General features: G+C 63.9%; 24 protein-coding genes. 14 read left to right on the top strand and 10 right to left on the bottom strand.

Annotation, left to right across the window (positions count from 1 at the left end; translation table 11 throughout):
- Nucleotide 1 precedes the first annotated feature (1 nt).
- The gene (locus tag ACI0FO_RS24405) at nt 2-706 is read right to left on the bottom strand and encodes a GntR family transcriptional regulator (RefSeq protein WP_416030982.1); all 705 of its coding nucleotides are present in this window, start codon (nt 704-706) and stop codon (nt 2-4) included.
- Between the two features lie 125 nt (nt 707-831).
- Here ACI0FO_RS24405 and ACI0FO_RS24400 point away from each other — a divergent pair, with 125 nt between their 5' ends.
- Genes ACI0FO_RS24400 through ACI0FO_RS24385 form a run of 4 tightly spaced genes read left to right on the top strand, consistent with a single transcriptional unit; the run spans nt 832 to nt 5,143 of the window.
- Nucleotides 832-1,689, top strand: a complete 858-nt coding sequence (locus ACI0FO_RS24400) for a transketolase (RefSeq protein ID WP_416030980.1) — start codon at nt 832-834, stop codon at nt 1,687-1,689.
- Nucleotides 1,690-2,688, top strand: a complete 999-nt coding sequence (locus tag ACI0FO_RS24395; RefSeq protein WP_416030978.1) for a transketolase family protein — start codon at nt 1,690-1,692, stop codon at nt 2,686-2,688.
- Between the two features lie 16 nt (nt 2,689-2,704).
- Nucleotides 2,705-3,508: a shikimate dehydrogenase family protein gene (locus ACI0FO_RS24390; protein WP_416030976.1), complete on the top strand. Its 804-nt coding sequence runs from the start codon at nt 2,705-2,707 to the stop codon at nt 3,506-3,508.
- Between the two features lie 36 nt (nt 3,509-3,544).
- Nucleotides 3,545-5,143, top strand: coding sequence for a GMC family oxidoreductase (locus ACI0FO_RS24385; protein WP_416030974.1), 1,599 nt, complete (start codon nt 3,545-3,547; stop codon nt 5,141-5,143).
- A gap of 346 nt (nt 5,144-5,489) precedes the next feature.
- On the opposite strand, the gene ACI0FO_RS24380 is transcribed toward ACI0FO_RS24385, so the two are convergent.
- Genes ACI0FO_RS24380 through ACI0FO_RS24360 form a run of 5 tightly spaced genes read right to left on the bottom strand, consistent with a single transcriptional unit; the run spans nt 5,490 to nt 10,304 of the window.
- Nucleotides 5,490-6,503 carry a proline racemase family protein gene (locus tag ACI0FO_RS24380; RefSeq protein WP_416030972.1) on the bottom strand — a complete coding sequence of 338 codons (1,014 nt, stop codon included), beginning with the start codon at nt 6,501-6,503 and terminating at the stop codon, nt 5,490-5,492.
- 53 nt (nt 6,504-6,556) lie between these two features.
- Entirely contained in the window at nt 6,557-7,348 is a 792-nt protein-coding gene (locus tag ACI0FO_RS24375; protein WP_416030970.1) for an ABC transporter permease, read from the bottom strand.
- On the bottom strand, nt 7,345-8,193 hold the full coding sequence (locus ACI0FO_RS24370) for an ABC transporter permease (RefSeq protein ID WP_416030968.1): 849 nt from the start codon (nt 8,191-8,193) through the stop codon (nt 7,345-7,347). The genes ACI0FO_RS24375 and ACI0FO_RS24370 overlap by 4 nt, the downstream gene beginning before the upstream one ends.
- On the bottom strand, nt 8,190-9,239 hold the full coding sequence (locus ACI0FO_RS24365) for an ABC transporter ATP-binding protein (RefSeq protein WP_416030966.1): 1,050 nt from the start codon (nt 9,237-9,239) through the stop codon (nt 8,190-8,192). Before ACI0FO_RS24365 ends, ACI0FO_RS24370 begins: the two co-directional genes overlap by 4 nt.
- A gap of 12 nt (nt 9,240-9,251) precedes the next feature.
- The gene (locus tag ACI0FO_RS24360) at nt 9,252-10,304 is read right to left on the bottom strand and encodes an ABC transporter substrate-binding protein (RefSeq protein WP_416030964.1); all 1,053 of its coding nucleotides are present in this window, start codon (nt 10,302-10,304) and stop codon (nt 9,252-9,254) included.
- A gap of 154 nt (nt 10,305-10,458) precedes the next feature.
- Between ACI0FO_RS24360 and ACI0FO_RS24355 the strand changes: the two genes are divergently transcribed.
- The 5 genes from ACI0FO_RS24355 (at nt 10,459) to ACI0FO_RS24335 (ending at nt 15,212) form a co-directional block, all read left to right on the top strand.
- A complete protein-coding gene (locus ACI0FO_RS24355; protein WP_416030962.1) occupies nt 10,459-11,541 on the top strand; it encodes a GlxA family transcriptional regulator in 1,083 nt (360 codons plus the stop codon).
- A 25-nt stretch (nt 11,542-11,566) separates the two neighbouring features.
- On the top strand, nt 11,567-12,277 hold the full coding sequence (locus ACI0FO_RS24350; RefSeq protein WP_416030960.1) for a glutathione S-transferase: 711 nt from the start codon (nt 11,567-11,569) through the stop codon (nt 12,275-12,277).
- Between the two features lie 496 nt (nt 12,278-12,773).
- Nucleotides 12,774-14,255, top strand: a complete 1,482-nt coding sequence (locus ACI0FO_RS24345) for a methyl-accepting chemotaxis protein (protein WP_416030958.1) — start codon at nt 12,774-12,776, stop codon at nt 14,253-14,255.
- Between the two features lie 110 nt (nt 14,256-14,365).
- Complete coding sequence (locus tag ACI0FO_RS24340; protein ID WP_105557983.1) at nt 14,366-14,590, top strand: DUF1653 domain-containing protein; 225 nt, start codon at nt 14,366-14,368, stop codon at nt 14,588-14,590.
- A 4-nt stretch (nt 14,591-14,594) separates the two neighbouring features.
- Nucleotides 14,595-15,212, top strand: coding sequence for a PolC-type DNA polymerase III (locus ACI0FO_RS24335; protein WP_416030955.1), 618 nt, complete (start codon nt 14,595-14,597; stop codon nt 15,210-15,212).
- A gap of 3 nt (nt 15,213-15,215) precedes the next feature.
- On the opposite strand, the gene ACI0FO_RS24330 is transcribed toward ACI0FO_RS24335, so the two are convergent.
- Nucleotides 15,216-15,506, bottom strand: coding sequence for an antibiotic biosynthesis monooxygenase family protein (locus ACI0FO_RS24330; protein ID WP_310030740.1), 291 nt, complete (start codon nt 15,504-15,506; stop codon nt 15,216-15,218).
- 86 nt (nt 15,507-15,592) lie between these two features.
- Here ACI0FO_RS24330 and ACI0FO_RS24325 point away from each other — a divergent pair, with 86 nt between their 5' ends.
- From ACI0FO_RS24325 to ACI0FO_RS24315, 3 genes are all read left to right on the top strand, one after another.
- Nucleotides 15,593-15,832 (top strand): hypothetical protein, encoded by a 240-nt coding sequence (locus ACI0FO_RS24325; protein WP_416030953.1) that lies wholly within the window; start codon nt 15,593-15,595, stop codon nt 15,830-15,832.
- Nucleotides 15,833-16,208: 376 nt separating this feature from the next.
- Nucleotides 16,209-16,685 (top strand): hypothetical protein, encoded by a 477-nt coding sequence (locus tag ACI0FO_RS24320; protein ID WP_416030951.1) that lies wholly within the window; start codon nt 16,209-16,211, stop codon nt 16,683-16,685.
- 44 nt (nt 16,686-16,729) lie between these two features.
- Nucleotides 16,730-17,425 (top strand): hypothetical protein, encoded by a 696-nt coding sequence (locus ACI0FO_RS24315; protein ID WP_416030950.1) that lies wholly within the window; start codon nt 16,730-16,732, stop codon nt 17,423-17,425.
- Nucleotides 17,426-17,455: 30 nt separating this feature from the next.
- On the opposite strand, the gene ACI0FO_RS24310 is transcribed toward ACI0FO_RS24315, so the two are convergent.
- The gene (locus ACI0FO_RS24310; RefSeq protein ID WP_416030948.1) at nt 17,456-19,861 is read right to left on the bottom strand and encodes a DUF3772 domain-containing protein; all 2,406 of its coding nucleotides are present in this window, start codon (nt 19,859-19,861) and stop codon (nt 17,456-17,458) included.
- A gap of 225 nt (nt 19,862-20,086) precedes the next feature.
- Entirely contained in the window at nt 20,087-21,013 is a 927-nt protein-coding gene (locus tag ACI0FO_RS24305; protein ID WP_416030946.1) for a LysR family transcriptional regulator, read from the bottom strand.
- A 247-nt stretch (nt 21,014-21,260) separates the two neighbouring features.
- Here ACI0FO_RS24305 and ACI0FO_RS24300 point away from each other — a divergent pair, with 247 nt between their 5' ends.
- Nucleotides 21,261-22,778 carry an acetyl-CoA hydrolase/transferase family protein gene (locus tag ACI0FO_RS24300; RefSeq protein WP_416030944.1) on the top strand — a complete coding sequence of 506 codons (1,518 nt, stop codon included), beginning with the start codon at nt 21,261-21,263 and terminating at the stop codon, nt 22,776-22,778.
- 126 nt (nt 22,779-22,904) lie between these two features.
- On the opposite strand, the gene ACI0FO_RS24295 is transcribed toward ACI0FO_RS24300, so the two are convergent.
- Nucleotides 22,905-23,858, bottom strand: coding sequence for a LysR substrate-binding domain-containing protein (locus tag ACI0FO_RS24295; protein WP_416030942.1), 954 nt, complete (start codon nt 23,856-23,858; stop codon nt 22,905-22,907).
- Between the two features lie 123 nt (nt 23,859-23,981).
- Here ACI0FO_RS24295 and ACI0FO_RS24290 point away from each other — a divergent pair, with 123 nt between their 5' ends.
- Nucleotides 23,982-24,320 (top strand): hypothetical protein, encoded by a 339-nt coding sequence (locus ACI0FO_RS24290; protein WP_416030940.1) that lies wholly within the window; start codon nt 23,982-23,984, stop codon nt 24,318-24,320.
- Nucleotides 24,321-24,607 lie beyond the last annotated feature (287 nt).

The raw sequence follows: 24,607 nt of genomic DNA, 5'->3' as shown, positions 1-24,607 counted from the left end.
CCTATTTGCGTGGAACGGGAGGGCGGTAGTCGAGCTCTTTTTCGCGTTCGACCAACCAGTCGATCATGATCTTGCCGCCCCAGACCAGATCGGCCTGGATGGCGCTGCGCGCCGCTTCGGAATCGCGCGCTTCCAGCGCTTCCAGCACGGCTTCGTGGCGGTGCTCATTTTCGGAATAGTCCAGGCCCGCCGTCTTGACGTGGAACACCTTCAGGATGGGGCCCGTGATGACCCAGAACGATTCCACCGTGCTGCGCAGGATGGGTTTGTTGCTGGCTTCCAGGATCGCGAAGTGGAATTTGCGGTTCAGGTAGCTGGCGCGCTTGGGATCCGTGGCGGTGCAAGAAATGAAGTCGCGTTGCAGGGCGATCAGGTTGTCCAGCTGTTTGCGGGTGATGTGCTGCGCGGCCTCGGCGGCGCCCATGCCTTCCAGATGGAAGCGGATCTGCTGGATCTCGCGCAATTTTTCCGAATTCACGTAGGGCACGTAGACCGCCGTGGCCGCCTGCATCTCCAGGCCCTGTTCGCTGATCAGCCGGAAGATGGCCTCGCGCACGGGCGTGATGGATACGCCCATCTCTTGAGCCAGCTCGCCGATGATCAGGCGTTCGCCAGGTTCGTACTGCCCGTTGATCAGGGCATTGCGGATTTCGTTATAGACCCTGACGGAGAGGTTCTCTTTCTTTACCGGTTTGAGGCTGGGCATGACGTTTTCGGGCTTGCTGTATTGAGGGAACGGGTGAATCCGGGATGAATTCTAGCCCGCCATAGCCAATTCAAGCTCAATGGGTATATTATATATCATATATCCTAACGACGAAAGGACGCGCCATGCGCCACCATCAGGAGGCCCCCACCGAGGGGGAAGTCAGGATGCTGCGGGAAAAGGCCCGCCACATCCGGCTGGAGACAATCAGACTCATCGAAATCGCGAAGGTGGGGCACTACAGCTCGGTCTTCTCGTGCGCGGAGATATTCGCTTCGCTGTACTACGACGTGATGCGGCTGCGTCCGGGCGAGCCGCATTGGCCGGACCGCGACCGCTTCCTGATGGGCAAAGGCCATGCCGCCGTCGGCTTGTTCCCAGTGTTGGCCGACCATGGTTTCATCGACCGCGAGCTGCTGGATGGCTACACCCGGCTGGGCAGCCCTTTGGGCGACCACCCCGACATGAGCAAGGTGCCGGGCGTGGATTTCAGTTCGGGGTCCATCGGGCACGCGCTATCCAACGGCGTGGGCATGGCGATGGGCGGGCGCATGAGCCAGCGCGACTTCAACGTGTTCGTGATGCTGGGCGACGGCGAGATGCAGGAAGGGCAGGTCTGGGAAGCAGCGCTGTTCGCCGCGCACAACCGGTTGTCGCGCCTGATCGCCATCGTCGACCGCAACGGCTACCAGCTGGACGGCAAGGTGGACGACGTGATGGGGGTGGAGTCGCTGGCCGCGAAATGGCAGGCGTTCGGCTGGGACGTCCACGAAGTCGACGGGCACGACTTGCATGCGTTGACGGGGCTGCTGCGGCGCCTGCGCGCCGACGACCAGCGTGCCAAGCCGGCTTGCGTGATCGCGAAGACCATCAAGGGCAAAGGCGTTTCCTACATGGAAACCGAGCCAGGCTGGCATCTGGGTTATTTGGCGCCGCAAGACGCGCAAAGCGCTATCGACGAAATTCTCTCCCGCGAGATCTGAATGGCACAGGCACAAGTTCTCTCCCCCGACTCCTGGCAGTACCGCGCCCTGAATGCGGTGAACCCCGGGCTGTCCTACCTTTCCGACGCGCTGATCGAATTGGCAAAGGCCGGCCACCCCGTGGTGGCCGGGTCGGCCGACCTGCAGTACTCCAATGGCCTGAACCGTTTTGCAGAGGCCTACCCGGACCGGTACATCCAGTTCGGCATTTCTGAACAAAACATGGTGTCGGCCGCGGCCGGCCTGGCCACCACAGGCATGATGCCGTTCGTGGCCACCTTCGCGTCGTTCCTGGGCCTGTTGTGTTGCGAGCAGATCCGCATGGACGTGGCCTACACCAAGCTGCCGGTCCGGCTGATCGGCCACCACACCGGCATCAGCCTGGGGTTTTACGGCACGTCGCACCATGCCACCGAAGACATCTCGACCATGCGCGCGCTGGCCGGTCTGACGGTGGTGTCGCCGGCGGACGGTCCGCAACTGGCGTCGGCCATCAAAGCCTCGGTGAACTGGCCCGAGCCGATCTATTTCCGCATCGGGCGGGGCCGCGACCCGCAAGTCTACGAGGACGGCACGCCGTTCGAATTCGGCCGCGCCATCGTGCATTCCCAGGGCAGCGACCTGAATATCATCGCTTGCGGCATCACGTTGCACGCCGCGCTGGCCGCGGCGGAGCAGTTGCGCCAGGACGGCCTCTCGGTGGGCGTGATCGACATGCCCACCATCAAGCCGCTGGACCGCGACGCGGTGCTGGCGGCGGCGGGGCAGTCGCGCCTGATGATGACCGTGGAGGAACACAACGTACTGGGCGGGCTGGGTTCGGCCGTTGCGGAAGTGCTGGCGGATGCCGGCGCGGGCACACGCCTGCGCCGCCATGGCATCTATGACGAATACAGCCTGATCGCGCCGCCCACCACGCTGTATGCCCATTACAAGCTGGACGCCGCCGGCATCGGCGAGGTGGCTCGCGCATTGATCAAGACCTCAGGTAACGCCTGACCTTTCGGAGAAAAGAATGAAGGAAATCAGCGGAAACACGCGTCTGTTCGGCATCCTGGCCGACCCGATTCATCATGTGAAGACGCCGCAGCGCATGAACGAACTGTTCGCCAAGATTGGCTTCGACGGCGTGTGCGTGCCTTTCCATGCGCGGCCTGACAACCTGGCCGCCGTGGTCGACGGCCTGCGTCGCCTGGAGAACCTGGGCGGCGTCATCGTCACGATGCCGCACAAGACGGCGATCCTGGATTTGGTTGACGAGGTTACGCCGGTCGCCGCGAAGATCGGCGCGGCCAACGTGGTGCGCCGCGACGCGGACGGCCGCCTGGTGGCGCACATGCTGGATGGCGAAGGCTTCGTCCGGGGGCTGTTGACCGCGGGCGTGCCGGTGCAAGGAAAAAGCGCCTACCTGGCGGGTGCTGGTGGCGCCGCCAATGCCATCGGTTTTGCGCTGATCCAGGCGGGCGTGTCGCGGCTGACCATCGCCAACCGCACGCCTGCCAAGGCCGAAGACCTGAAGGCGCGCATCCTCTCGCTGCATCCCGAGGCCCGGATCACGATCGGTACGCCGGATCCGGCAGGCCATGACCTGGTTGTCAACGGCACGTCGCTGGGCATGAAGGAAGGCGATGCGCTGCCGTTGGATACCGACCGGCTGACACCGGACCAACTTGTGTGCGAAGTCATCATGCAACCCAAGGACACGGCGCTGCTGCTGGCGGCAAAAGCCAAGGGTTGCAACGTGCATTACGGCGCGCCGATGCTGGCCTGCCAGATCGAGCTGATGGCCGAGATGCTGGGCGTGGCCGCCGCGAAATAGGCATGCGGCGGATATCAGGACGGGGCGGATAAAAAGATGGGCGACTACGATTTCATCATTGCGGGCGGCGGCACGGCCGGCTGCATCCTGGCCAACCGGCTAAGCGCCGACGGCAAGCATCGCGTCTTGATGCTGGAGGCGGGCTTTGAGGCGCGCAGCATGTGGATCTCGATCCCGGCGGGCTTCTCCAAGCTGCTGGTCAATCCGGACTACAACTGGCGCTTTGCCACCGAGCCCGAGGACAACGTCCACGGCCGCACCATCGCCGTGCCGCGCGGCAAGGGCGTGGGCGGATCGACCTTGATCAACGGCATGATCTACGTGCGCGGCCAGCCACAGGATTACGACGGCTGGGAAGCGGCGGGCGCCACCGGTTGGGGGTATGCCCAGGCCGAGCGGATATTCCGCAAAATCGAACACTACGAGCCGGGCGGCGGGGCGCGCGGCAAGAACGGGCCGATGCATCTGGAAGAAGTCGCCGAGCGCTTCCCCGTGTCCGATGCCTTCCTGCGCGCCGCGCAAGAGGATGGCCAGCCGCTGAACGCCGACTACAACAGCGGCAACCAGGAAGGCGTGGGCTATTACCAAGTGCTGCAGCATCGGGGCCGGCGTTGGAGCGTGGTGGACGGCTACATGAAGCCGGCGGCGGGGCGCAAGAATCTTAAAGTGGAATGCGGCGCCCATGTCACGCGGTTGCTGTTCGAGGGCAAGCGCTGCGTGGGCGTGGCCTATCGCCAGAACGGCCAGGAACACACGGTGCGCGCGCGGCGCGAAACCCTGGTGTGCCTGGGAGCGGTGCAGTCGCCGCAGCTGCTGGAACTATCGGGCGTGGGCGATCCGGCACGGCTGCAGTCCTTCGGCATCCCGCTGGTGCATGCGCAGCCGCAAGTCGGCGAAAACTATATCGACCACTTCGCCACGCGCATGAATTGGCGCGTGAAGAATACGGTGACCTTGAACGAGATGTCGCGCGGTTGGCGGCTGGCGCAACAGGTGGCGCGCTACTACACGCGCCACAAAGGCATCCTGACCCTGGGAACGGGTCTCGTCCACGGCTTCGTCAAGAGCGCGCCGGGCCTGCCGACGCCCGATGTGCAGTTTTTCTTCGTGCACGCCAGTTACGCCAACGCGGCCGAACGCATCCTGGACCGCCATCCTGGCATGACGATCGGCGTGGCGCAGCTGCGGCCGGAATCGGTGGGCAGCATCCATATCAAGTCGGCGGACCCGCTGGCCTGTCCGTCAATCCGCCCCAACTTCCTGTCCGCGCAGATCGACCGCGATAGCCTCGTGGGCGGCATGAAAGCGGCGCGGCGCATCGTGGCGCAACCCGCCATGCAGCCGTTCATCGAGGCCGAGATCAGCCCCGGCGCCGATGTGGAAAGCGACGAACAATGGCTGGACTTCGCGCGGCGCAACGGGCAGACGATCTACCACCCGATCGGCACCTGCCGCATGGGGTCGGACTCGGCGGCGGTGACCGACGCGCGCCTGCGTGTGAATGGCGTGACGGGATTGCGCGTGGTGGACGCGTCGGTGATGCCGAAGATGGTCTCCGGCAACACGCAGGCCGCCGTCATGATGGTGGCCGAGCGCGGCGCCGAGATGATCCTGGAGGAAGCAGGGAATTCCTGATCCGCCGTACCGGGATTTTGTCCCGTCGCACGCGGACCTTGTTTCGTCGTACTGGGCGCTTGTCCCGTCGCACGGGGCCCTTGTCCCGTCGTACTGGACCCCTTGTTCGGTCGCACATGGACCTTGTTTCGTCGTACTGGGCCCCTTGTCCCGTCGTAGGATGGGTGGAGCGCGAGAGTTCACGAGCAAGAATATTGCTGATCAACGCGCGCAACCCATCTAGCAACCGTTGCGTTGTGGCTAAACTTGCCAAGCAATCATCGCTGCTCGATGGGTTGCGCGCGCTGCAGACTTGAATTCTTGATTATGAACTCCCGCGCTTCACCCATCCTACGACCTATCAGGCTCAGCGGATCAGGAAGCCCGCGCCGACCGGGTCGTTACGGTCGATCACCCAGCGCGCGGTGCCCAGGATGCTGGCGGTGCCCTTGACGGTGGGGCGGACGGCGCGCGTGCCGTTCAGGTCCACTTCGCCCAGCAGGCAGCCTTCGAAGGTACCGCTGCCCAGCAAGCCCTCCGACTTGATCGGCTGGTTCATGCCCAACTTCCCGCGCGCCTCGAACATGGCCATCATCGCGCTGGTGCCGGTGCCGCCGGGTGAACGGTCCAGCTGGCCCGCGCTGAACACGTGCACATTCTTGTAGAACGCGCCTTCGATCGTTGCCGGGTGCCAGAACGTGATGAAGTTCAGATTATTGATGTGCGCCTCCGTCGGATGCTGGATGCGGTGACGCGCGTTGAGCTGGTCGCGCACGATCAAGCCCATGCGGGACAGCTCGGTGCCGTTGTCCGGCGAAATCCGCAGATCGCAGCCCGACAGATCCACGATGCCGAAGTAGTTCCCGCCCCAGACGATGTCGGCGGACAGCTTTCCGTAGCCCGGCAGTTCCACCGGAATGTCCTGCGCCGCCACGTAGGCCGGCACGTTCTCGAAGCGTGTCCACAGCACGTTTTCGCCTTCGGACGCGACTTCCGACACGACCAGTCCGGCCGTGGTCTCGAAGCGAATCTTGGTGATGCCGTCCTTGCCACGGGGCACCAGGCCATTGGCTACCATCGCCATGCTGACGGCGATGGTGCCGTGGCCGCACATGTGGGAATACTCGGTGCCGTCGATGTAGATCAGGCCGGCATCGAATTCCGGGCTGGATGGCGGCGTGAGGAATACGCCGAACATGTCTTTATGACCGCGCGGTTCGCGCATCAACGCCCGGCGCAGCCAGTCGTAGTGCTGTTCAAGGAAGGCCCGCTTTTCCAGGATGCTGGATCCGGCGGGGTAGGGGATGCCGCTATGCACGATGCACAGGGGCTCGCCTTCGGTATGGGTATAGATGACATCGAACGCGTCTTGCTTGCGCATGACTGTGGCTCCAGACAAAAGTAGGATGAGGGGAAAAACCGGGAGTCGAGAAACTATTTGCCGCGTTCGGACAGCATGTCCAGCCCAACGGTCAAATCAAGGATGACGATGGCGATCACCGCAACCACAATCGTGGCGCCCGATACGGCTGCGATGGTCGGATCGATCGTGTACTGCACATAGTTGAAAAGCTTGACGGGGATGGTGTTGAGATCCGCCGTGGTGTTGAAGATGGAAAGTTCCACGTTGATCCAGGACGAGATGAACGCAAAGATTGAACCGGTCACGATGCCCGGCCGGATCTGCGGCAGCACGATAAGGAAGAACGTGGTCCAGGGATTCGCGCCCAAGTCCGCCGACGCTTCTTCCAGCGCGCGTTGTTCTGGCGTCAGAAGCGTCAGCGTGGACCGCAGCACGAACGGCGCGATGATGACGATGTGCCCGATCAAGAGCGACAGAAAGCTGCGCGTCAGCCCAAAGTACGCGCCGTACTGCAATAGCGCCGCGCCCAGCACGATGTGCGGCAACACCAGCGGCGACATCAGCACTGACGTCAGCGCGGCCTTGCCCGGGAATTCGTAGCGCGCGATCGCCAGCGCGGCTGGCACGGTCAGCACCACCGCGGCAAGGGTCGCCGCCAGCGCCAGCACGGTGCTGGTCGTGAATGCCGCCACGTAGCCGGCTTCGACCAGCAGCGTGCGGTACCACTCCAGCGTCCAGCCGTGCGGCGGAAACGCCAGGTAGGGCGTGGCCGTGAACGACGACCCGAGGATCACCACGAGCGGCAGGGCCAGGTACGCCAGCACGGCCAGCGCGATCAGGCGGATCAGGGGGCGGGCGATCATCGGGCGGCTCCGGGCAGGACGGCGGCGCGGTTTGCCAGCGCAACCAGGATCAAGGTGAAGACCAACAGCACCATGCTCAGCGCGCCGCCGTAATGGAAGTCGAATACCGAGCTGTATTGCTGGAAGATCAGCATGGACAGCACCGAAATCCGGCCGCCCGACAGCAGCGCGGGCGTCACATAGGCGCTGACCGCCAGGGTGAAGACGATGATGGCGCCAGAGACCACGCCGGGCAATGTCAACGGCCAGGTGATATGGAAGAACGTCGAGGCGGGGCTGGCGCCCAGGTCGGCGGAGGCCTGCTCGCAGGCCGGATCCACCCGGGCCAGCGCATTGCCCACGGCCAGCACCACGAAGGGCAGCAGCACATAGACCATGCCGATCAGGATGCCCAGCTCGGTGCCAATGAAACGCACGGGACGGTCGGCCGCGCCCGCACCCACCAGCGCCTGATTGACCAGCCCGTTGCGGCCCAGCAGTACCATCCAGCCGAAAGCGCGCACGATGTTGCTGGTGAACAGCGGCACCACCAGCAAGATCACGCAGAAGCGCCGCCAAGCCTGCCAGCGCACCACTCGCACCAGATACCAGGCCAGCGGATAGCCCAGGATCACGCAAACGACCGTGGTGAAGAAGGCCAGCCGGAAGGTCACCAGAATCACGTCCCAGTGGTACTGATCGGCCAGCACACGCAAATACTGCTGCAACGTCAGCGTCATGCCGTCCGGCCCGCCCGTGATACTGGCCAACGCCACTACCGCTAGCGGCGCCAGGAAGAAGGCCGCGAAAAACAGCACGGGCGCGGCCAGCAGCAGGCCGGGAGAGAGCCAGGCGCGCCCGTTCATGGCTGCTCACCGATCAGGTGCAGGTGTTCCGGCGCAAACGCCAGATGCACCGTCGCGCCAGGCCGCAGCCCGGTGGGCGCGATGCCGCCGTGGCGCGCCACGATCGTCTGCCCGCCCAGGTCGACGTGGATCATGCTGTGGCTGCCCACGTTGATGACGTCAGTGACCGCGCCGGTCCAGGTATTGGCCGCCGCTTCGCCACGAAGCCGAAGGTCTTCCGGGCGCAGCACCGCCACGCCGCGTGCAGGCGCGGGCTGGCCGAACGGCACGCGCAGGCCTTGCGTGTCTAACTGCAGCAAGCCGCCATCCAAGGCCGTGAACGATATGAAATTGGCATCGCCGATGAACTCCGCGACAAAGCGCGTGGCGGGTTGCCGGTAGATGTCCGTGCCGGCGCCGACCTGTTCGATGCGCCCCGCGTGCATGACGACGACGCGGTCGGCCATGGTCATGGCCTCTTCCTGATCGTGCGTGACGAAGATGAAGGCGATACCCAGTTTGGCTTGCAGGTGCTTGAGTTCCAGCTGCATGCGTTTTCGCAGCTTCAGATCCAGCGCGGATAGCGGCTCGTCCAGCAGCAGCAGCTTGGGCCGGTTGACGATGGCGCGCGCCAGCGCCACCCGCTGTTGCTGGCCGCCCGACATTTCACGGGGGTAGCGCGGCCCGAACTCCGCCAATCCGACCATGTCCAGCGCCGCGCGGGCGCGTTCGGCCGCGTCGGCTTTCGACGCGCCTTGGCGCCGCGGGCCATACGCCACGTTCTGGGAAACAGTCATATGCGGGAACAGCGCATAGTTCTGGAACACCGTGTTCAGGGGGCGATGGTGCGCGGCCAGGCGGCTGATGTCCTGGCCGTCGATCAGGATGCGGCCCGTTTCGGGCTTCAGGAAACCGGCGATCGAGCGCAGCAAGGTGGTCTTGCCGCAGCCGCTGGGCCCCAGCAGGGCCACGAATTCCCCCTGCTGGATGTCCAGGTCGATCTGGTCCAGCGCCCGATAGGCGCCAAACCGCATCGACACGCCTTCGATGGTGAGCAAAGTGGACATGTCTAACCCTGCCTAGCGCTTGCGGGCGACCTGGCGGTTCCAGGCGTCCGTCACTTCGGCGCGGCGGCTGTTGATGAGGTTCCAGTCGAACAGGCTCAGGTTTTTCACCGAGCCCTCGGCGCCCCACGGCAGTTTGCGGGCCACGTCCTTGGGCACCTGCACGTCCTTGACGGCTGGCCCCAGATACAGGCGTGTGGCCAGGCAAGCCGCGGCGTCCGGTGTGAGCGCGGTGTCGATGAATTTCTTGGCCGCTGCCGCATTGGGCGCGCCTTTGACCAGGTGCAGCCGGGCGTCCGTGGCCCATGCCCCTTCCTTGGGCACCGCGAAACCGATCGGCAGGCCCTTATCGATCAAGTCCCACGCGCCGACGTTGAAGTGTGCGCCGATGATGGCCTCGCCGCTTTGGTAGGCATTGCTGGCGGCGCCCGAGCTGTCGAAGAATAGGGCGGTGTCCAACGTGGCCAACTTGGCATACAGCGGAGCCAGATTGGACGGGTCGATTGCCCAGACACGCGCCAGGAAGAACACGAACGGCACGCCGGAGGAATTCGCGGGCGATGGCACCGCGACCGCGCCGGCATACTCGGGCTTCCACAGGTCTTTCCAGCTGGTGGGCGCCTGCGGCACTTCCTTCGTGTTGTAGGTGATGCCAAGCGAGTAGTAACCGGTGCTGACGGCGTAGGCGGCGTCGCCATTGCGGTACACGCCCTGGTCAATGACGTTCTTCAGATTCGGGATGGCGGCGGGGTCCAGCGTGTCCAGCACGCCGGCCTGGGCGGCCAGTTCGCTGATGCCGCCGTCCATCCAGGCGACGTCGATCGTGGGCGCGTTTTTCTGCTGCTGCAGCTTGGCCAAGGTGGTGGTCGACGTACCGACTTCCGGCACGACCGTCACGCCCGTGGCCTTGGTGTAGGGGTCGGCGACGCAAGCGCGGAACGCGTCGCCCCAATTGCCGCCGTACCAGGCGACGGTGATCTTCTGTTGCTGCGCCATCGCCTGCGTGGCCAGCATCAGGCCGGCGCCCAGCAAGGCGGCGCGCAAAGTGCTGCGGGTAAGTGTTGCCATGTCGGATTCCCCTTGTCGATTTATCGGCTTGTCTCGGCTGCTCGGGGAACCGGGCGTTCCAACGCGGAGCCATGACGTCACCATGCCTGCATCTTGGGCGATCCCAGGGAAAACCAGCTTGAAGGCGTGGGACAAAAACTTGAATAATTGCGACATGACAATCGTCGAAACCGCTGCTTCCCGACCTTTCCCCTATGAGGACGCCGAACAGGCCCTGCCTCAGGGGAAACCCGCGCTCACTATCGGCATCGTGCTGATGGACCAATTCACGCTGGCTGCTTTCGCCGGCTTGGTCGACGTGTTGCGGCTGGCGGGCGACCATGGCGGACGCAGCCGGCAAATCCATACGGCATGGCGCGTCATGAGCTGGGACGGCAAGCCGCGGTGCTCCAGCGCGGGCCTGACCATCGACGTGGCCGACAGCCTGCCCGACGATCCCGCGCAGTTCGACTACGTGGCCGTCTGCGGGGGCAACGACTACATCAATGGCCGCATGCCGGAGCCGCTGCGTGACTGGCTGCGGCTGGCGGCGGCGCTGCGGGTGCGGCTGCTGGGCATCTGCACGGGCACGTTCGCCCTGGCGCAGGCCGACGTGATCGGGCCGCGCACGGTCTGCGTGCATTGGAATGTGCTGGATGCGTTCCGCGAGCGTTTTCCGCAGACCCGCGCGGTGGTGGACCGCCTGTTCGTGGATGAAGGCGACCTGATCTCCTGCGCCGGATCCACCGCGGCGATCGACCTGGGCCTGTATTTGGTAGCCCGTCATTGCGGGCGCGACAAGGCGCAGCAGGCGATGCGGCACATGATGCTGCAAGGCGTGCGCCCGGGCCGGGTTCCGCAGGCGCATTTCCGCACCGACCTGTCCGGCATTCAGGATCTGCGCGTGCGGCAGGCTGCCCACTTCATCGAACAGCGCATCGACAACCCGCCGCCGCTGGACGCCATCGCGCGCTATGTCGGTGTGGGCCGGCGGCAACTGGAGCGCGCGTTCCGCCTTGCCACGGGCATGTCGCCCATGGCGTTCCAGCGGCAATTGCGGCTGGAGTACGGAAGCTGGTTGTTGCTGAATAATCCTTGCAGCATCACGCAGATTGCGTTGGACTGCGGTTTTGCGGATGGCGCGCATTTCTCGCGCGATTTCAGGGCGCACTTCGGATTATCCCCGCGCCAGTATCAACAGGCCCGTGGCGCGCAGTCGACCGGGCAAGAGGGCGGCATCAGCGTATTTCCTGCCTAGCCTTCGCTTAAACCAAGGAGACGGCATGACTTATGACCTTTGGTATTGGGACGGTATTCCCGGGCGCGGCGAGTTCGTGCGCCTGGCACTGGAAGCGGGGGGCATTCCGTATCGCGAACGCGTGCGCGAACCCGGCGCTTCGGAAAACGCGTTGATCGAAGACATGCAGGCGCCACGCAAGCATCCGCCATTTGCGCCGCCTTATTTGGTGGCCGATGGCATGACGCTGGGCCAGACGGCCAATATCCTGCTGTTCCTGGGTGAAAAGCACGGGCTGGCCCCAGAATCGCTGGAAGGCCGGCTATGGGTGAATCAGCTGCAGTTAACCATCGCCGACATGGTGACCGAGGCGCACGATACGCATCACCCTATTTCCGCCAACGATTACTACGAAGACCAGAAGGAAGAGGCAGCGCGCCGCGCGCGCGGCTTCCGAGAAGAACGCATACCGAAATTTCTGGCCTACTTTGAACGCGCGCTTGCCGGACCTGCGGCCTGGTTGGCCGGCGGCAAGCGCTGGACCTACGTCGATTTGTCGTTGTTCCATCTGGTCGACGGCCTGCTCTACGCGTTTCCCAAACGCATGGGCACGGTGGCTTCGGATTATCCGAACGTGATGGCCTTGCACGCGCGCGTGGCGGCGCTGCCCGAATTGCAGGCTTACTTCGATAGCGGCAGGCGGCTGCCTTTCGGCGAGTGCATTTTCCGCCAGTATCGTGAGCTCGACGCCGCCTGATTCGTGCTTGCGGACTAACGCGTTCGCCGGAATCTTCAGCGCGCGTCAATATGGCGTGTGATCCGTCTGTATTTTTATCTGGCTCCATTAATAATGGGGCCAGCTACATCGTTGGCGGCGATAACCCGGTTAAACCACTTCGAAATTCGGCGACGGAATCCGTATTAACCCTGAGCGCGGTATCGATACGAGCCCGCTGGGTATTCGGGACTCGGCGAATAGTTATGCAGCAGAACTTTTTTTGTAATACCGCCAGTAATTGGTTGAGAGGCGCTCATTTTTAGGATTAAATAATTTCGACTAGATACACTCTTGTGTTCTTATGTTTCTTACCGACCTGCCGTTACTGCTGTGCGACGGACCACCAGGTAGCAAATGCATGCGGCGCGGCATGCACAGCCGAGTTAGGGACGCGCCAAGCAGTTCTGATTCAGAGATTCCGCTTGTCGACCGTTTTTCGGAAGCACTGTCCCATCTCTTAGCAGGAGACGCCATCATGCAATGGATCACCCTCAGTCGTCTGTTCCGCGGAGAACGCGGCATGCAAAAGGCGGATTTATACGGCCAGATCTCGGCCATCCATAAGGCCCAAGCCGTTATTGAATTCGATCTGGAAGGCCATGTCCTGATGGCCAACCAGAATTTTCTGGACACCATGGGCTATTCCCTTGATGAAGTGCTGGGGCAGCACCACCGCCTGTTCATCGATCCCGATGAACGCGAGTCCGCGGAATATCAGGCGTTCTGGCGGAAACTCGGCCAGGGGGCTCACGACGCAGGCCGTTATCGCCGCGTTCGTCGCGACGGACGGGACGTCTGGCTTCAAGCCTCGTATAACCCCATCTTCGATAAACGCGGCCGGCCGATCAAAGTGGTCAAGTACGCCACCGACATCACCGACCAGCAGCAACGTCAGGCGGACACGGAAGGCCAGTTGGCGGCCATTTCCAAGGTGCAGGCGATTATCGAATTCGAACTCGACGGCACGATCCTCCGCGCTAACGATCTGTTCTTGAATGCCGTGGGTTATCAAGCGTCTGAAGTCGAAGGCCGGCACCACAGCATGTTCGTGCGGCCCGAAGAGGCGCGCACGGCGGCCTACCAGGAATTCTGGCGCAAGTTGCGCAGCGGCCAACACGACACGGGTCAGTATCTTCGCATCGGCAAGGGTGGGCGCCAGGTCTGGATCGAAGCCAGCTACAACCCGATCTTCGATGCCGAAGGGCGGCCATTCAAAGTCGTGAAGTACGCCACTGATATCACCAGGCGGTTCACCGCCGCGCAAACATTGCGGGTGGCGGTGCAAGGGCTGACGGAAAACGCCGAGCGAGCCAGCCAGGCCAACGCCTTGGCGCTGGACGCCTGCAAAGTGGCGGAACAGGGCGGCAAAACGGTGAAAGGCGTCGTGGAGACGATGAGCGCCATCACCGATAGTTCAAGGCGCATCTCCGAGATCATCGGCGTGATGGACGGCATCGCTTTCCAGACCAACATTCTGGCCTTGAACGCCGCCGTGGAAGCCGCCCGGGCCGGCACGCACGGCAAGGGGTTCGCGGTGGTCGCGGCCGAGGTCCGCAGCCTGGCGCAGAACAGCGCGGCTGCCGCCAAAGAGATCAAGGGATTGATCACGACATCCGTCGAGCAAATCGAAAGCGGCGCCGGGCAGGTGCAGTCCGCCGGCGCCACGATGGAAGACATCGTGGCCTCGTCCCGCCGCGTCACCGAAATCATGGCGGAAGTCGTGAACGTGTCGCTGGCGCAATCGGCAAAGTTGGGGGAGGTGACCGAGGACATTACGCAGATGACCGCGGAGGCCGCCCACACGCTGCGCGCCACGCAAGCGGCCGCCGATGCGCAGGCTGCGCGGACAGACCGGCAGTTCGGGTTGGTCAAGCCCGTGGCTGCCGCCGTGCGGGCGCGGCCCGCGGCGAACACGCCGTTGCCCCCCAAACCGGTGCTGGAATACGTGCGTTACTGACCGCCGCGGGCAGGCGCCCGCGCGAGTGCGCTATAAAGACGGTATTGTCTGAATCCCTGGCCTGGGCCGGATCGCCTCCGCCCGGGCCGCTCTATTTGCGGCACCCGTCCATGACCGAATCTGAAGCCCTGGCCCTTGCCTCGCACCGCCACTACAAGGGCGGCCTGTACCTGTATGTGGGTACCGCCCGCCATTCCGAGACCGAAGAGTCCATGGTGGTGTACGAACATCTTTGGCCGCACGAGCGCGGCTTGTGGGTGCGGCCCGCCACACTGTTCTTTGGCCAGTTGGCAGACGGTTCGCCGCGTTTCGCGCCGTTGCGCGCGGCGGAGTAGCGCGGTGACGTTCTTCAATCGGCGGCCGCGTGCCAGTGGCGGGGCGTCGCGCGCCACCGCCAGCCGGACGCAGGCCGCGGCAGCGCTCGATTCGGCTCTGCAGGCGTTGCGCGGCCCCTTCATCGTGGCCGACTTGGAAACCACCGGGCTGTCTACGTCCACGTGCGAAATCCTGGAATTCGCGGCAGTCCGGGTCGAAGCTTCCGGCGCGTTGGCGCGCGAATACACGCAAGTGGTGCGCACCAGGTCGCCCGTGCCGTCTTTCATCACTCGGCTGACCGGTATCACCCAGGCCGAAGTCGACCGCCATGGCGTGCCGGTGGTGCAGGCGTTTTCGTCCTTCCTGGAATTTGTGGAAGACCTGCCCGTGTTCTTCCACAATGCCTCGTTCGATCGGCGCTTTCTGGGCGCCGCGGCCGACCTGACGGGGCTGCCGTTCGCGAACGCCACGCATTGCACGCTGGCGCTGGCGCGGCGTGCTTGGCCCGAACTGCCGTCGCACAAGTTGGAGATACTGGCGCGCCATGTGGGCGCGTCGGATCCAACCCACCGCGCGTTGGCCGACGTGCGCACGACGGTGGCCGTGGCGTTGGCGGCCAGCTCGCGGCTGGCCGCGGCCTGAAGGTCAGATCACTTTCTGTTCGTGGTGGACTTGGGGCGGCTCAACGAAGAAGCCGGCGACAAGCCGGCGCCACTCCTGGAAATCAGGCGATTCGCGGAAATCCACCATGTGGTTCTCTACCGTTTCCCAATCAACTACCAGCGTATAGCGCTGCGGTTGTTCAATGCTACGGTGCAGCGCCATGCCGTGGCAGCCGCGGGCGCGCAGAAACAGCGGTTTAGCCTGTGCCACGCCTGCCTCGAACAGCGCTTCCTGCCCTTCGCGGACATGAATGCTGGCAATCTCCTGGATCATGACGGTGTCTCCGAAAAATTTGGGGCCGGGTAAGGCCCGGCCGGCCGGAGTAGTATGGCTCAAAATTCTTATATCAGCCTGTTCCGATGAATCTTCGAGCCGTCAAACTGACTCGTCTTATTGCCGTTCGCCTGTTGTGGTATGTGGGCATCGCCGTTATCGCCGTCATGGCGCTGCTGGCCGGTTATCACATGCTGTCCGACCTGGACCTGGCGCAATGCGGCCTCTTGCTGGTGCTTGTGGCCGGCGATCTCTGGCTGGTCCGCTGGGAAGTTGCACAGTTCTTCTCTTTTGCGCCGGTCCGTCCCGGCCAACAGTCAGCCTGAAGGCCATCAACGGCTTGCCTACCGGCGAGCGCGCTAGGCAGCTTGTCCGAGCCCGCGGCGCGCCATCCCATCCTTAAAGTTGAACCCGCTTGCGCGAGGCATTCGTCGGCCGAGATTTTCATCGTCCATACGCATGGCGAGACGCCCGCTTGCTCGTCTGTTTTGCTCGTCGATAGACAGGTGCCTCTCCTCCACAAAGACGCGGTCACCCGTTTAACCGATATCGACATATCTAGGACGGAGCAATCATTCCGTACCAATACAAAAGTCCCACGCCACTCGTCTTCGTGCGGGCACGCGGGAGGGACGTAACGGTCCGCGCCGGTCGGCCACCGGCACCTGTGCATCCGCATGACGCGGATCAGGAGGAGCTCAAATGAAAAAGCTCGCAACAGTCGCAGCCATGACCTTGTTTGCCGCATCGGCCTATGCCAGCGGGCCGGGCATGCCCTCCGTGTCGATCACCGGCCACGCCGGCACGATCAATGGCACGGCATCGTCGGTCTCCACCGGCAGTTCAGTGGTGGCAACCCAGGTCAACGGCTATGGGTCTTCCAGCCAGACCTCGTTCGGTGAAACGGGCGGCGTCGCGCAAGTCGGCGGCTCGTTCAACCGGGACGGCACCCAAGTGGTCACCAGCACGCGCCAATACGCTACCAGCGAATCCTACGGCAACGTGACGGGCAACGCGCCCATCATGGTTGGCGACAGCATTGCCAACGGCGGCGCGTCGTTCGGCAAGACGGATACGGCTGCGTCGGCGACGGGGACATTCGTTGCCGGCAATATCGGCGCGTTCGGGTCGATCGGCGGTGTCGGCGGGTTGGGCCACATTTCCGGCTTCAACCACTGACCCAATTATCCGGACGGCTTCGGCCGTCCGGTCGAGGGGACATCATGAAAACCATCGTGCTTGCAATCTCCCTGTCGCTGGCGGCGTGCACGGCCGCGGCGCAGACCAGTACCTCCAGTTCCACGACATCCGCGTCATCCGGGTCGACCAATGCCGGCAATAACCAGGGCATTACGCTGAATTCCAACAATAGCGGTTCCAGCACCGTGAAGACGGTTCCGCCGGTGGGTGGCCAGAGCTTCTATGGTTCGTTCTCGTCGGACAGTTGCATGGTGTCGGCAGGCGGCGGGGGCTCCGTGGTGGGCTTCGGCATGAACGTGGCCATACCGATCGAAGACCAGAAATGCAGCCTGCGGCGCAACTTCGAACGCACAATGCAGGCAGCCGCCTCTACCAAGGACGCGGACCGCTCACGCCGATTGGAGACCGCGGCCATCGACATCCTGTGCCAGACCGACGACCGCACCAAGGCGGCCTTGGTGGCGCAAGGGCTCTGCACCAATCCGGCGCTGACCACGGCCGACCATCGTTTCGATACGACGGCGGTCGCGCAGACTTCGCCGACCACGACCACCGCCGTCGTGCCGCCCGCGCCGGTGCAAAGCCAGGCCAGGCCTGCGGCGTCCGCCGTGCAGGCGTATCCCGTGCAAGGCGTTCAAACCACCGCGCTGGCGGCGCCGCCCTTGCGCAATCCCAGGCTCGAACGCCAGCAGTTCGCCGATCTGTATTCACCCGGCTGACGCCAGCCGGCGTCAGGGGCGGCAGGGCGTTCAAGTGGAGGCGGGCGGCGCAACGGCGCCAGGCGCCGCCTCCGGTTGGGGCGCCGAGGCCAGCAGCATCGTCGGGGGCGAGGAAACCTCCAGGCCCGCGTCATTCAGGCGCTTGAGCACCGTGAACAGCATCGCGCTGCGCACGCCATAGGCGGCACGCGGCGACGACACATAGCCCTTCGCGTTGAAGATCAGGTGGCCGCCTTCGATGCCGTCCAGGAACACGTTGGGCGCGGGCGTCTCCAGCACGTCCTCGTGGTCCGCAAAGGCTTGCAGGATCAATTCGCGCACCTGCTCCGCGTCCGTCGACAACGGCAGGGGCAGCTTGATCTGCACCAGGCCCAAGGGGTTCGACCGGGTAACGTTACGCACGGTCTTGGTTACGAACTCCGAGTTCGGCACAATCACCGTGGACCGATCCCCCATCTGGATTTCGGTCGCGCGGACATTGATGCGCAAGATGTCGCCTTCGACACCGCCCAGCGACACCCAGTCGCCCACTTTGACCGGGCGCTCGGCAAGCAGGATGAGGCCCGACACGAAGTTCTGCACCACCGCTTGCAGGCCAAAACCGATACCCACCGACAATGCGCTGGCGATCCACGCCACGCGTTCCAGGCCGATGCCGGCCGCCGACAGCGACAAGGCGACGGCCAGCACGAACCCCGCGTATCCGAACAAGGTCGCGGCCGACAACTGCATGCCCGGATCCAGTTCCGTGGTCGGCAGGTAGCGGTTCGACAGCCAGCGCTTGAGCATCTTCACGCTCAGCAGCGACAGGCCCAGCACGATCAGCGCCTGTAGCACCGCCCCGGGGCGGATCTGCGCCTCGCCGATCGCCAGGCCCTTGCGCAACTGGTCAAAGCGTTGCACCAGATCGGCCGGCCCTTCGCCGAAAGGCGCCAGCAGAAGAATCACCGCCAGCAACCCGACAGCCACGCGGCCAATGCCGGACAGCAGCACGGCCGCCTGGTCGCGAAGGCTGGGCCCCTCGTGGTCGCCTTCGCGGTGCGACGTGCCCAGCAGCGTGCTGAAGCCATCCTCGATCAGCGTCGACACCAGATAGGCGGAAGCCAGCACGATCAGCGTCCACAGCACTTGCTTGGTCAGGAAGGCGCCAAACGCCACATATCCCGCCAGCAAGCTGCCCAGGCCCAGAATCAGCACCGCCCACACCGTGCCCAGCACAAGCGACGTCCAGAACGGAGCGGGCGCGTCGTTCTCCAGGATGCTCTGGCGGCGCAACCTGCGGCAGATGGCCAGCACGATGGCCATCGTGATCATGATGATCGCGGCGACAATGCCGGTCAGCGTGATCGTTGTCGTCAGGCTGGCGTTCAGCAGCACCGGCAGGCGTTCGGCCAACCAGATCATCACGACCAGCGTGCCCAGCAGGTTGGGCAGCCAATTCAGCCGCGTCGCCACCGCGTCGCTGATGGGGGGCAGGCGCCAGGACGGGCGATGCGTCGATAGCAGCGCATTGCCCAGGCCCGACACGTAGCCGCCGAAGCAGACGGTCGCAACCAGTGTCGCCAGCAGGGCGCCCGTGTTGTCGGACAGCTGCGAATTCCAGTCCAGGCCCGCGTGGATCAATAGCGCGATCAGGCCCGGCGTCGCGACCGATAACGTCAGTTGGGCCACCGCCAGAAAAGAACGCCGCAGTCGGCCAGGCGGCACGCGTGTCGCCGTCAAGCGTAGAAACAGCCGGCCGACCCAGACGCGCAGCGCGATCGTCAGCGCCGCCGCGGCGGCCAGCAGCAGCCACCCCCATGTTGGCGTCTGCCGGATGGCGGTGGACAGGTCGTCGCGCAAGGCTTCCAGGCGCTCAAGGTCACGCGGAAATTCCTCGTGGAATTCCACCCAGAATTGCTTGGACAGAAACGAGTCGCGGCGCTCGCCCAGGCGTGCCTGGAACTGCGTGCGGCGTTGCGCCGAGATCTGTTCCGCGGTCTGCCCGGCGTCCACGGACAGCAAACGGGCCAGCTTGATCTGCGCATCCAGCGCGCGGCTGCTTTTTTCCAGTTGCGTGCGCTGGGCCGCTACGTCGGGGGCTTCCTTGCCTCCTTCAGGGGGCGCGCCCAATTCGCTCAATCTTGCGGTCAGGCTGGTCAATTGGGGCGCCAGCGCTTCGCTGGCCGCATCGGCTTTTGATTGGATGTCCAACGCGTCGCCGCGCTGCTTGACCAGCGTGGCGTCGTCGGTCTCGTCGGCCACGCGCTTGCGGATATCGTCGATCTGCTTGCGGGCCGCGGCCAGCAGCGTCTCGGTTTCCGCCGGATTAGGCGGCGGCGCCGCGAAAGCTGGCATCAGACAGAGCGCCAACAACAACGCCGCGACAAGCGCGGCGATCTGAGGCGCATAAAGGCGCCGGATGCTTAAGAGCAAGGGGATGCGGATTTGGGTCATATTCTTGTGCGAGACACTCGCGTCGAGGCGGCAGCATAACAAGCCGCGGACCGGTCCGTTGCAACAAAAACTAGTAACTCGTCCCCTATTTATCGATAGAAACTCGAACGTCCCTAGGTCAATCCTCGGGGGGGCGGAAACAGGGCCGGATCGGATGCCGGGCGATCGAGCGCGCCGGTGGACCTGCCGGCCGGCAATCCGCGTTTACGAGGTCAACGTTTGGAATCAACTCGGGCGGGCTGGCGCACCCCGCAAACCGGGTTTTTTCGGCTTTCCCAGCACGGCGTTGCACACGTCCAGCCAGGCTCGGGCGGCAAAGGACAGGTAGCCGGATTGCAGCCAGATATGCCCAACCTCCCATTGCATGCCCGACTTGGCCAGCTTTGCCGTGCTCAGGCCACGCGTCTTCATGCGTTGCATCAGCGGTTCGGGCAGCAATGCGACGCCCAGCCCGGCGGACGCCATCGCCACCAGAAAATCCCAATGCGCGCTTTGCGCGGCAATGCCGGGCTGAAAACCCGCGTCGGCAAAGGCCTGGCGCAGGCGCCGGGTGATGGCGAAGTCGTCGGTGGGAATCAGCAGCCGCGCGTCTCGCAAGGCGCTCAAGGGCAGGGATGTTTTGCCTGCCCAGGGCGCGTCGGGGGGGCCGATCACCCATATTGGGTAGCTGCCGAACGGCTGGGCGGCCAGGCCGCCGTCGGGGGCGATGGGCAGGATCGTCGCGCCCACTTCCAGTTCGCCGTTCGCGACCAGGCCTTCAACGGCTTGGCCCGTGCCCTCGCGCAGGGTCAGATGAATGCCCGGGTGCAGCTCCCGAAAGCGTTTCACGACGGGCGTGAACAGCAGGTTGATCATCGGCGGGATCCCGACCTCCAGCGCGCCGCGATCCAGATCGGCGGTCTGGCGCAGTTCCTCGGACAGCTGCCGCATTGTTTCCAACACCTGGAGCCCGCGCTGGTACATCACGCGTCCGGTGTCCGTGGGGCGCGCCGTGTGGCCGTCGCGGATCAGCAGCGGCGTGCCGGCCTCTTCTTCCAGTTGGCGAATCATTTTGCTGACGGTCGACTGCGTGACAAACAGCGCTTTAGCCGCCTGCGTGAAGCTGGCGTGCCGCACCGTCTCAACGAAATAACGCAATGCACGCACGTCCATGGCGCAAGGCTCCCTAGGCGCGTTATGCCCCAAAGCGGCAATTAATGAAAAAAACGACTGATTTGGATGATTTTAAGTCATTACGAGATTTAAGCGCGGGTTCCTATACTGCGGAAAATTCGTCCTGGACGCGGCCAAGCGCCGCACCGGGATATCGGGAAACGCCGCGAAAGACGGCGCCCGGGCGCTGATAGGCGGCCCCGCCGCGCCCGGCCGCAAGCCGTTGGCCTTTAAATTTGGAGACTTCATGCACCTCGACCGTATCCGCCACCCTGGCTTGCGCGCCAAGATCACATCCGCCGACCAGGCGGCATTGCTGGTCCAGGACGGCATGACCGTGGGAATGAGCGGTTTCACGCGCGCCGGGGACTGTAAGTCCGTGCCGGCCGCATTGGCGGCACGGGCCGAGCGCGAGCCTCTGTCGATCACGCTGATCACTGGCGCCTCGCTGGGTCACGACACCGACAAGATGTTGGCCCAGGCGAACGCGCTGGCGCGCCGCATGCCATTCCAGGTCGACACCACGTTGCGCCGCAAGATCAACCAAGGCGAAATCGCCTTCATCGACCAGCACCTGTCGGAAACCGTCGAGCAGCTGCGCGCGGGTCATATCGGGCCAATCAACGTCGCCATCATCGAGGCGGCCGCCATCACGGAATCAGGCGCGATCGTGCCGACGATGTCGGTGGGAAACTCTGCGTCGTTCGCCCAACAGGCCGATAAGATCATCATCGAATTGAATGTGGGCGTGCCTGCCGCCATCGAAGGCCTGCACGACGTCTATGTGCCTGCCGACCGTCCCGCACGCCAGCCGATCGGCCTGGTGTCGGTGGACCAACGCATCGGCCAGCCCTACATCGAAGTGGACCCCGGCAAAATCGCCGCCATCGTTATCACGCATGAGCCCGACAGCCCGTCCAACGCCTTGCCGCCCGACGACGACACCAACGCCATCGCCAGCCATATCAACACGTTCCTGCGGGGCGAAGTCGAGGCAGGCCGGCTCACGAATTCCCTGTTGCCGCTGCAGGCCGGCATCGGGACGATCGCGAATGCGGTCTTGCACGGCTTCGAGTCGTCGGATTTCCAAAACCTGACGATGTACTCCGAAGTGCTGCAAGACAGCGCCATCGAATTGCTGGACCAAGGCAAGCTTGCCTTTGCGTCGGCCTCGTCCATCACGGTGTCCAAGCCTGTCTACGACAAGATCCTGGCCAACATCGAGCACTATCGCGAACGCATCGTGCTGCGCCCGCAAGAAATCAGTAATGCCCCCGAAATCGTCCGCCGGCTGGGCATTATCGGCATCAACACGGCGCTGGAGTTCGATATCTACGGAAACGTGAACTCTACCCACGTCGGCGGTACGCACATGATGAATGGCATCGGCGGCTCGGGCGACTTCGCGCGCAACGCGCATCTTGCGATCTTCGTATCCAAGTCAATGGCCAAGAACGGCGATATCTCGAGCGTGGTCCCGATGGTGTCCCACGTGGACCACACGGAACACGACGTGGATGTGCTGGTGACCGAATGCGGTCTGGCCGACTTGCGCGGCCTGGCGCCACGCGAACGCGCACGCGCCATCATCCAGCATTGCGTGCATCCCTCTTACCGTGACGCCTTGCAAGACTATTTCGACCGCGCGTGCCAACGCGGCGGCCAAACGCCTCATCTACTGGAAGAGGCATTTGCCTGGCACCAGCGCTTTAATGAAACAGATTCGATGCAGCCGGCGAAGTCGCCCGCACGCAAGGCGGCCTGACGGCACGCAACGTTGACTGCCGCCGCCGCGGCGTCCGCCAGGCCATTCGAGCGAAGCGTATCCTGGTCTGCGGCGCGTGCCCCGCCGGGCGCCGTGTTGGGTAGGGGTAAAGGAGCGGAAGCTGCTTTACCTTTTTTTTCGTCCTGCATCCAAAGGCGGGGCATCCGGCTCGGCCGGCGTGGTGACAAGCGCGCAACGGGACAATTCCAGTTCGTCGCGCAACCATTGTTTCAACGCGACCAGCGGGGCCCAGTCCCGCAAGCTTGGCGGATAGACTAGATGGTAGGTCTGGGCCTGTTCATACTGCACGCTCATGGGCGAGATCTGCACCAGACGCCCGGCGCAGAGCGCATCCGCGGCCAGTAATTCGCGGCCTAGCGTAATGCCCAGGCCCTGTTCGGCCGCCTGCAGCATCATCCCTGCGTCATTAAAGGTGGCCACCGGCGTGACGGGCGTGCGCAGGCCGGCGGCATTGAACCAGTGCTGCCACATTTCGCGTTCGCCCAGCAACGGCTGGCGGGCTAGGGTCTCCGGGGAATTGTCTTCCAGCTTCGCCGCCGTTTCGGGTGACGCCAACGCAATCAGCGGCAGCGGCATGTCGAACAGGGGCTCGGATTCCACGCCCGCCCAAGGCCCGCGGCCAAACCGCAGCGCGGCATGAAAGCCGTCACGAACCAGATCCACGACTTGCTGGGACGTCTCGATCTCTAGCGACAGGCCCGGGTTGCGCACCCGCCAGCGCGCCATGCGGGGCAACAGCCAGCGCTGCGCAAAAGAAGGCAGCACCGACACCCGCAAGCGCTGTTCGCTGCCCGTCGCTGCGGCGGCCGCAGCCATCACGCCCTCATCCAGTACGGACAGCGCGCTTTGCACGCTGCACAGCAGCGCTGCGCCGGCGCTGTTCAAGACGATGCCGCGCCCGCTGCGCTCAAACAGTGGAAAGCCCAACTGTTCTTCCAGTCCTTTGATCTGTTGGCTGACCGCGCTATGCGTCAAGTGCAGCCTGTCGGCCGCCGCACGCAGGTTTTGCAATTCGGCGACGGCGCGAAAGGCGGGCAGGGTGTTTAAAGGCAAGCGCATAGGAATTCACGGAAAACAATGTCTGGTTAGCTTAGCTGACCAATACGCCAAAAACAATTCGATTTTCAGCCCGGTTCTGGGCGACTACGCTTACCAAAACGTCCAAAAACCAGGAGCCCCGCCATGTCCGCCCAAATCTGCACGTCCCCGGCCCCCCCTTTCCGGCCGCAACGCCAGCCTGCCCAAGCCGCACTGGCGCCATCCTCCGCCAACATCGGTGCACCCGGCCAGAGCAGCGAAAACGCAAACAAACCGCAGCATGCAGAGCGCCCCAACGGCTGGCTGCGCAACTTGTGGGCTGCTTACTGCAAGCGTCGCGCCGAATTCCAGCTGCGTAACCTCGCCGCCGACATGGATCCGCACATTCTGCAAGACGTGGGCGCGCCCCACTGGCTCATCAACGAAACCACCATGCAACGTGACCTCGCGCGCTTGAGGCATACGGACTACATGCGTTGGTAGCCGTGCCCAATCTCTCTATATATAGAGAGGATCAGGCGAGGGTGGCGGGAAGGCCAGGAACGAACGCTGCGCAACGCCTCTATATATAGGCAGCGGCCACCTTCCCGTCTCTAAGCAAGAAATTGGAGGCGTCTTTGCTTCCGGCGCATGACAGCCCAAAAACTTGTGCTATAGTCTCGCTCCTTCGCAGTTCAGGCAGTTTTTTGAACGGCGGGGCCAAGCAAGCACAACAGGCAAAGCAAGGGCATTCCGGGGCAACCCAGAGAAAACTCAGCCAAGCCTGCCGC

The sequence above is a fragment of the Achromobacter marplatensis genome (genome assembly GCF_049060505.1).
GTDB lineage: Bacteria > Pseudomonadota > Gammaproteobacteria > Burkholderiales > Burkholderiaceae_B > Achromobacter > Achromobacter marplatensis_A.
The sequence above is the reverse complement of the archived record's forward strand: the minus strand, read 5'-3'. Positions and strand labels throughout refer to the sequence as shown.

Coding starts and splice junctions, on each gene's coding strand:
- ACI0FO_RS24365 (WP_416030966.1), bottom strand. CDS start 9,239: ATGTCCACTTTGCTCACCATCGAAGGCGTGTCGATGCGGTTTGGCGCC.
- ACI0FO_RS24300 (WP_416030944.1), top strand. CDS start 21,261: ATGCACCTCGACCGTATCCGCCACCCTGGCTTGCGCGCCAAGATCACA.
- ACI0FO_RS24320 (WP_416030951.1), top strand. CDS start 16,209: ATGAAAAAGCTCGCAACAGTCGCAGCCATGACCTTGTTTGCCGCATCG.
- ACI0FO_RS24390 (WP_416030976.1), top strand. CDS start 2,705: ATGAAGGAAATCAGCGGAAACACGCGTCTGTTCGGCATCCTGGCCGAC.
- ACI0FO_RS24305 (WP_416030946.1), bottom strand. CDS start 21,013: ATGGACGTGCGTGCATTGCGTTATTTCGTTGAGACGGTGCGGCACGCC.
- ACI0FO_RS24315 (WP_416030950.1), top strand. CDS start 16,730: ATGAAAACCATCGTGCTTGCAATCTCCCTGTCGCTGGCGGCGTGCACG.
- ACI0FO_RS24375 (WP_416030970.1), bottom strand. CDS start 7,348: ATGATCGCCCGCCCCCTGATCCGCCTGATCGCGCTGGCCGTGCTGGCG.
- ACI0FO_RS24360 (WP_416030964.1), bottom strand. CDS start 10,304: ATGGCAACACTTACCCGCAGCACTTTGCGCGCCGCCTTGCTGGGCGCC.
- ACI0FO_RS24405 (WP_416030982.1), bottom strand. CDS start 706: ATGCCCAGCCTCAAACCGGTAAAGAAAGAGAACCTCTCCGTCAGGGTC.
- ACI0FO_RS24350 (WP_416030960.1), top strand. CDS start 11,567: ATGACTTATGACCTTTGGTATTGGGACGGTATTCCCGGGCGCGGCGAG.
- ACI0FO_RS24330 (WP_310030740.1), bottom strand. CDS start 15,506: ATGATCCAGGAGATTGCCAGCATTCATGTCCGCGAAGGGCAGGAAGCG.
- ACI0FO_RS24295 (WP_416030942.1), bottom strand. CDS start 23,858: ATGCGCTTGCCTTTAAACACCCTGCCCGCCTTTCGCGCCGTCGCCGAA.
- ACI0FO_RS24325 (WP_416030953.1), top strand. CDS start 15,593: ATGAATCTTCGAGCCGTCAAACTGACTCGTCTTATTGCCGTTCGCCTG.
- ACI0FO_RS24395 (WP_416030978.1), top strand. CDS start 1,690: ATGGCACAGGCACAAGTTCTCTCCCCCGACTCCTGGCAGTACCGCGCC.
- ACI0FO_RS24380 (WP_416030972.1), bottom strand. CDS start 6,503: ATGCGCAAGCAAGACGCGTTCGATGTCATCTATACCCATACCGAAGGC.
- ACI0FO_RS24345 (WP_416030958.1), top strand. CDS start 12,774: ATGCAATGGATCACCCTCAGTCGTCTGTTCCGCGGAGAACGCGGCATG.
- ACI0FO_RS24400 (WP_416030980.1), top strand. CDS start 832: ATGCGCCACCATCAGGAGGCCCCCACCGAGGGGGAAGTCAGGATGCTG.
- ACI0FO_RS24310 (WP_416030948.1), bottom strand. CDS start 19,861: ATGACCCAAATCCGCATCCCCTTGCTCTTAAGCATCCGGCGCCTTTAT.
- ACI0FO_RS24370 (WP_416030968.1), bottom strand. CDS start 8,193: ATGAACGGGCGCGCCTGGCTCTCTCCCGGCCTGCTGCTGGCCGCGCCC.
- ACI0FO_RS24355 (WP_416030962.1), top strand. CDS start 10,459: ATGACAATCGTCGAAACCGCTGCTTCCCGACCTTTCCCCTATGAGGAC.
- ACI0FO_RS24340 (WP_105557983.1), top strand. CDS start 14,366: ATGACCGAATCTGAAGCCCTGGCCCTTGCCTCGCACCGCCACTACAAG.
- ACI0FO_RS24290 (WP_416030940.1), top strand. CDS start 23,982: ATGTCCGCCCAAATCTGCACGTCCCCGGCCCCCCCTTTCCGGCCGCAA.
- ACI0FO_RS24385 (WP_416030974.1), top strand. CDS start 3,545: ATGGGCGACTACGATTTCATCATTGCGGGCGGCGGCACGGCCGGCTGC.